Source organism: Acinetobacter sp. AS5 (assembly GCF_048957595.1).
Lineage (GTDB): Bacteria > Pseudomonadota > Gammaproteobacteria > Pseudomonadales > Moraxellaceae > Acinetobacter.
Genome location: NZ_JARDAL010000092.1, coordinates 1 through 5,825, shown reverse-complemented (window position 1 = coordinate 5,825; position 5,825 = coordinate 1). Strand labels below are relative to the sequence as shown.

Sequence of the window (5,825 nt, the reverse complement as noted above, 5' to 3'; positions counted from 1 at the left end):
ATGGAAAGGATTCATATGCTGCACCTTTAGCTAAAACAGTCTTCAGCTTACCATTCGTGGTTATTTGCAACAGTGCCCGTTAAACTCCCCTTAAAAAATATATCTTCTCAATAACCGTCAAAAGGATAAGCGATGGAATATATTTATGACATATGAAAAATAGCTGTTTAATCAGCTTTTTTACATTGCTTTGTGTATTTCTTTCGCTATAACAGCTATTTTATCGGCCAGTTTTACCCATTCGAGCAAGTAAAATAACTGGGATTAAGCCAACCAATACAATGAGTAAAGCTGCTATTGCACCATCTTCATAGGTGCCTCTTGAGGCTTCCGCATATAGCTGTGTAGCAAGCGTTTCCATATTTAGTGGTCTTAGTAACAGAGTGGCAGGCAATTCTTTCATGCAGTCTACGAAGATCAATAATGCAGCCGAGATGATCGCAGGGCGTAAAAGTGGGAAATGAACTCGCCATAAAATACCCCGTCTGTTCTGTCCTAAATTGCGTGCAGCATCATCAATAACCCCATGGATCCGGTTATATCCAGACTCTATTCCACCAATCGAAATGGCCAGAAAACGAACAGCATAGGCATAGATCAAAGTGAAACTAGTACCCAAAAATAGTAACCCTGTAGAAATGCCGAGCTTGAATTCAAGAAAATCTGCCACCGCATGATCGAGAGCACCCAACGACAGCATAAGGCCGATTGCGAGCACAGTACCCGGAATGGCATAGCCTAAACTTGCAATACGACTAAACCAGGTATTTCGGCTAAATCGTGCAGCGCTGACAATCAAGAAACCTATAAGGATGGTAATGAATGTGGCGATACTGGCTAAGGTAAGGGTATTCATCGAAGCTTGTAATAAATATTCAGAAAAACCAGCGTATTGAATACGTTTATAAGACTCCACCAATAAATGGCTGAACGGGATGAGGAACCCAATACAAACAGGGATAAGTCCAAGCCCGAATAATATTAGCGCTCTGGTTCCTTTAATGGGTTGAGGAGACATCAGCCGGCTGCGTTGAGCCGAGTTCATGTAACGCTGTTTGTGTCGTCCCAACCTTTCTATGATCACTAAAAAGGTAATGATCATGAGCATAAAAATGGCAATCTGTGCGGCACTTGCCAGATCAGACTGGTTGATCCATGTTGAATAAATGGATAACGTTAGTGTTTTAATGCCAAGAAACTCTGTTGCACCGATGTCATTAATGGTTTCCATTAAAACCAGACTGGTGCCCACTGCAATTGCCGGTCGAGCGAGTGGCATCGCGACTCTCAAAAAGACCTGATCGGGTTTCAGTCCCAAGCTGCGTGCGACTTCAATCAGACTTGCTGACTGCATTAAAAACATTGCGCGGGTGCTTAAATAGACATAGGGATAAAGGACGAAACTTAATAAAAAGATTCCTCCCCACACCGAGCGGATATTAGGGAACCATAGCTGTTGCATGTCTAACCCCAACCCGTCTCGCAGCAGGCTTTGGGCGGGACCAATGGGATGCAGAATATCGATATAGCTATAGGCAATGATATAGGTGGGTACTGCAAGAGGTAACAGTAGTGCCCAGTCGAGAAAAGCTCGACCATGAAATTGATAAGCCGTGACGATCCAGGCACTTCCTGTGCCAATAAGAATGGTCAGTAGACCAACACCAAGTAGAAGTAAAGATGTTTCTACCAATGTAGGTGGGATAACATAGCGAATCAGATGTTCCCAAATATCACTATTGCCTTGCAGTGCTGTCCAAACTAAAGCAAGGACGGGTAAACAGGCGAGAAGCGTCAATAGTCCACTTAGCGAAAATAACGAACTAAATTCAAATTTCTTTTTTGGCATTGAAGATCTAGGTATGATGAGAGGTGGAAACAAACCTGATCTTACAGAGAGAGTAAATCCTCCCTGTAAGTCGAGCGAGATTTAGTGATTAAACTGTACCTTATCAACCAAAAGATTGGCTGTTTTGCGGTATCGGGCAATTTCACTTAAGCGAATTGAATCCACCTTGAGTTTGCCAAAGCTTGCAATAATCGGGTCAATTTTAACCCCAGGTTTCACTGGATATTCAAAATCGCTTTTCGCATAGATCGCCTGAGCATGGTCAGAGACTAAAAACTCGAGCAATTGTACTGCTTCTTTACGATTGGGCGCATATTTAGATACGACGGCACCTGAAACATTGACGTGTGTACCACCATTTTCAAATCGCGGTAAAACCACATTAATGGAATTGCCCCAACGTCGTTGCTCTGCATCACCTGTGCGCATGGTGCCAACATAATAGGTATTTGCTACCCCAATGTCGCAAATCTTGCCGAGAATATCCCGTGCTACATCACGATCACCACCACTCGCAGGACGTGCTAAATTCGCTTTTACACCACGTAACCATTTTTCAGCTTCTTTCTCACCATGATGGGCAATATAGGCTGCGATTAAACCTGTGTTATAAGGATGGCTGCCGGAACGGATACAGATCTTATCTTTCCATTTTGGACTAGCCAAATCTTCATAAGAAATAGCAGTGATGGGAGTGCGCTCTTTAGAAACATAAACTGCACGTGCACGCATTGACAATGCATACCAGTGCCCATTTGCAGCACGTAAATTACCCGGAATTGAGCTGTTCAATACTTTTGAGTCTACACGTTGCGTCAAACCACTTTCGACTAAATCCACCAAATTCCCAAAGTCGACAGTGAGCATCACATCTGCAGGCGAACGTCGGCCTTCAGCTTTAACGCGTTCAAGCAACCCATCTTTAATAAAAACAGTATTGACTTTCACCCCAGTTTTTTGGCTGAACTCTTTTAAAAGAGGTTGAATTAGAACTGGTTCTCGTGTGGTATAAAGGTTGACTTCAGCTGCATTTACCCAGTTACAGCTAAAGGCAACTAGACCAGTTAAAAGAAGGTGAACTTTCGATAGTGATTTCATTTCTTATTTCCTTAACAGAGTTTAAACCTGAACTGCTTGTTCAAGCTGAGATGTGATGGCTATGTTAGAGTCGTCATCGGATGCAAAGAAGAAACATGCTGTTAAGTCTACGGATACATAGACTTGTTCAGTTTCAAAAAAATGCTGGAGATGGTCAACTTGAGCCAATAAAATGGTCGACTCAGCAGCAAGTTGCAGATGTAACTGGTAAGCGTGACCCATAAAACTGGATGAAATGACTTTTGCTGCGGCAGCGCCTTCGACTGGTTCTCTACAAACCTGTACCTGATGCGGACGGAAACAACAGGAAATCGATTTTTCAGCATATGCTAAGTTTTCAGGTAGTGCGATGTGACCAAAAATTGTTTTGATTTGATGATCTAACCGCTTGGCCGGTATTTCATTCAAAGCAGAAAAATAGCGTGCCGCGAACAGGGTTGAGGGCTGCAAATAAAGTTGCTTAGGTGTGCCGATCTGAATAATTTTCCCTTGATGCATCAATATAATTTGATCAGAAATTTGCAAAGCCTCTTCCGGATCATGCGTTACGATAACAGTAGTGGTTGCTGTCTTTTTTAAAAGGTCAATCGTACTTTGGCGGATTTGATCACGTAGCCGATGGTCCAGATTAGAAAAAGGTTCATCCATGAGTAACACATGGGGTTTAGGAGCCAAAGCACGCGCCAGAGCAACGCGCTGTTGTTCTCCACCCGATAAGGTGTATGGATAACTATGCATGTGATGATGCATGGAAACATGTTTTAAGGCTTGTTCTGCAATTTCTTGTCGCTGCTGTTTTGAGAACTTTTTTAACCCAAACATCACATTTTCCAGCACATTCAGGTGCGGAAACAACGCATAGTCTTGAAAAACCAGACCAATATTCCGTGCTTCTGCAGGGATGTGCTGTTCTTCATTCCAAAGAATGTTTTGTTCAAGCTGAATTGAGCCACTACTCGGTTCTTCTAAACCTGCAATCAAACGTAGCATGGTGGTTTTACCACAACCTGAATGTCCGAGTAAGCAAATGATTTGCCCACTCGTTGCAGACCATGTGGCTTGATTAACAGCAAAATGTGAGCCGAATTTTTTGCTTAATTTATTAATAGTTAATACATTGTTTGAATGTTCTGCATAGACATTCATGTTCAACTCGCAGTGCTATTTTCTTCACTAAATAATAACTAATAATCTTTCTCATGTAGAGAATTTTTATCAGTTTGATACAACATAAAATATTAAAATTGAGTATGGGTATATAAACGAAAGAAGTGAGATATTATTTTTGGAGAGTCTAGCTTTCTAACAACTCTCTTACGAAACTTTTCCTATTTTATATTTTTAGAACTAGGTGTTTATTTTTATATCAAAAGAAAATCCAAAAATGACACATGAATCAGTGTTAAACAAAAAATTTAAATGGATCTTCTTCTATGGTGGTCTTGGATAGGGAAGTAGTTTTGCTCTTATTTTCATATCATTAGATTCCTTCAACATAAACCTCAAGGTTTTGGCTCATTCCCTTTATTTTTAGCAATTTGTATTGTTGCTGGAATGATTCGTGGATGGGTAATGTCTAAGTCGACTATAGGTAGAAAATCTGAAAAAGCTCTCCTAATTGAACACATTATCATCAATTTAACATAATGGTGGTTATACGCAATACACTTGTATATTAATATAAATATCAGACACTTAATAAAACCTTAAAAAGCCAAAAATGCCCAAAAAGCCGATTTTGAAACAAGTCGGCTTTTTTATGAGCGGTTTTAATAGTTCTTGCCAATAATTTCGACTAAAAATTACGCTTCTCAACTTGAGTGATACAATTTTGTGATACAGTATTGTATATACAAATTTGAATGTTTTTTATGAAACAGTATTTCGAATGGGATGAGGCAAAGAATCGAAAGAATCAGAAAAAGCACGATGTCTCTTTCGAAACTGCAAGCCTTGTTTTTGAAGATCCACTGAGGATCTCAATTCAGGACAGACATACCGATGGTGAAGAACGTTGGCAGACCATTGGAAAAGTGAAAGGCGTACTAATGCTCTTAGTAGCTCATACCATCTTTGATGAAGATGACTGTGAAATCATAAGAATTATTAGTGCAAGACAGGTAACTAAAGCAGAGCGAGATAAATATGAGCATGGTTAGACACTCACGCAAAGAACTGAATGAAAAATTCAGCGACAAGCAAGATGCTGAAATTGAACGCTTGCTTGCTAAAGGCACGGTTCCTGACGATCATCTAGATCTATCAGATATGCCTGAAATTACCGACTGGAGTAATGCTGTACGCCACAATCAATTCTATCGTCCAGTGAAGCAACAAACATCTATTCGTTTAGATGCTGACGTACTTGCATGGTTCAAAGCACAAGGTAAAGGTTATCAGACACGCATGAATGAAATCTTACGAGATGCCATGCTAAAAGAATTAAAAAATCATCAGTAAAAATGGGAGCTTAAGCTCCCATTTTTGTGTTATTCCTAAGTAGAAATGTCCTACCTAATAACCAAATAGAAATGTCCTATATGGACATTTCCAAGTCAAGCACAGGATTTAGATTTCGTTCTTGAATTGCTGTTTTCTGTGCACGTCTGCTTGGCATCTTTTGAGAACGATTACGTTTGTTTTGCTGTTCCAGTTCTTCATGCTGTTGTTGGATATGCGCCAGAACCGAGCCTAATCTTTTATTCTCAACCACTTGATTCTGCTGTAGTCCAGCCAGTTTATTGAAGACACTATAGTTGATCTGGCACTGTTGCAAATAGAGATTTGAGTCGATGATGTTTCCTTTAAAAAGTACTTAGAGACCGAAAACCCTGTTGATTAGACACACTTCACCCTGAGGCTGACCATAATAAAATGA

Annotated in this window: 5 protein-coding genes and 1 pseudogene; 2 read left to right on the top strand and 4 right to left on the bottom strand. The window is 40.4% G+C overall.

What is annotated here, in order from left to right:
• Nucleotides 1–220: 220 nt before the first annotated feature.
• From PV763_RS16930 to PV763_RS16920, 3 genes are all read right to left on the bottom strand, one after another.
• Nucleotides 221–1,849, bottom strand: a complete 1,629-nt coding sequence (locus tag PV763_RS16930; protein ID WP_039890603.1) for an ABC transporter permease — start codon at nt 1,847–1,849, stop codon at nt 221–223.
• 81 nt (nt 1,850–1,930) lie between these two features.
• On the bottom strand, nt 1,931–2,947 hold the full coding sequence (locus PV763_RS16925; RefSeq protein WP_130114511.1) for an extracellular solute-binding protein: 1,017 nt from the start codon (nt 2,945–2,947) through the stop codon (nt 1,931–1,933).
• Nucleotides 2,948–2,968: 21 nt separating this feature from the next.
• A complete protein-coding gene (locus PV763_RS16920) occupies nt 2,969–4,093 on the bottom strand; it encodes an ABC transporter ATP-binding protein (RefSeq protein ID WP_126034948.1) in 1,125 nt (374 codons plus the stop codon).
• 725 nt (nt 4,094–4,818) lie between these two features.
• On the opposite strand from PV763_RS16920, the gene PV763_RS16915 reads away from it, so the two are divergent.
• Both PV763_RS16915 and PV763_RS16910 read left to right on the top strand, forming a co-directional pair.
• Complete coding sequence (locus PV763_RS16915; RefSeq protein WP_130114512.1) at nt 4,819–5,106, top strand: BrnT family toxin; 288 nt, start codon at nt 4,819–4,821, stop codon at nt 5,104–5,106.
• On the top strand, nt 5,093–5,407 hold the full coding sequence (locus tag PV763_RS16910) for a BrnA antitoxin family protein (RefSeq protein ID WP_130114513.1): 315 nt from the start codon (nt 5,093–5,095) through the stop codon (nt 5,405–5,407). Before PV763_RS16915 ends, PV763_RS16910 begins: the two co-directional genes overlap by 14 nt.
• A 76-nt stretch (nt 5,408–5,483) precedes the next feature.
• Here the strand turns inward: PV763_RS16910 and PV763_RS16905 are convergent.
• Nucleotides 5,484–5,711: pseudogene (locus tag PV763_RS16905) on the bottom strand (ISNCY family transposase); the annotation flags it as partial.
• Between the last annotated feature and the right edge of the window lie 114 nt (nt 5,712–5,825).

Coding starts and splice junctions, on each gene's coding strand:
- PV763_RS16930 (WP_039890603.1), bottom strand. CDS start 1,849: ATGCCAAAAAAGAAATTTGAATTTAGTTCGTTATTTTCGCTAAGTGGA.
- PV763_RS16925 (WP_130114511.1), bottom strand. CDS start 2,947: ATGAAATCACTATCGAAAGTTCACCTTCTTTTAACTGGTCTAGTTGCC.
- PV763_RS16920 (WP_126034948.1), bottom strand. CDS start 4,093: ATGAATGTCTATGCAGAACATTCAAACAATGTATTAACTATTAATAAA.
- PV763_RS16915 (WP_130114512.1), top strand. CDS start 4,819: ATGAAACAGTATTTCGAATGGGATGAGGCAAAGAATCGAAAGAATCAG.
- PV763_RS16910 (WP_130114513.1), top strand. CDS start 5,093: ATGAGCATGGTTAGACACTCACGCAAAGAACTGAATGAAAAATTCAGC.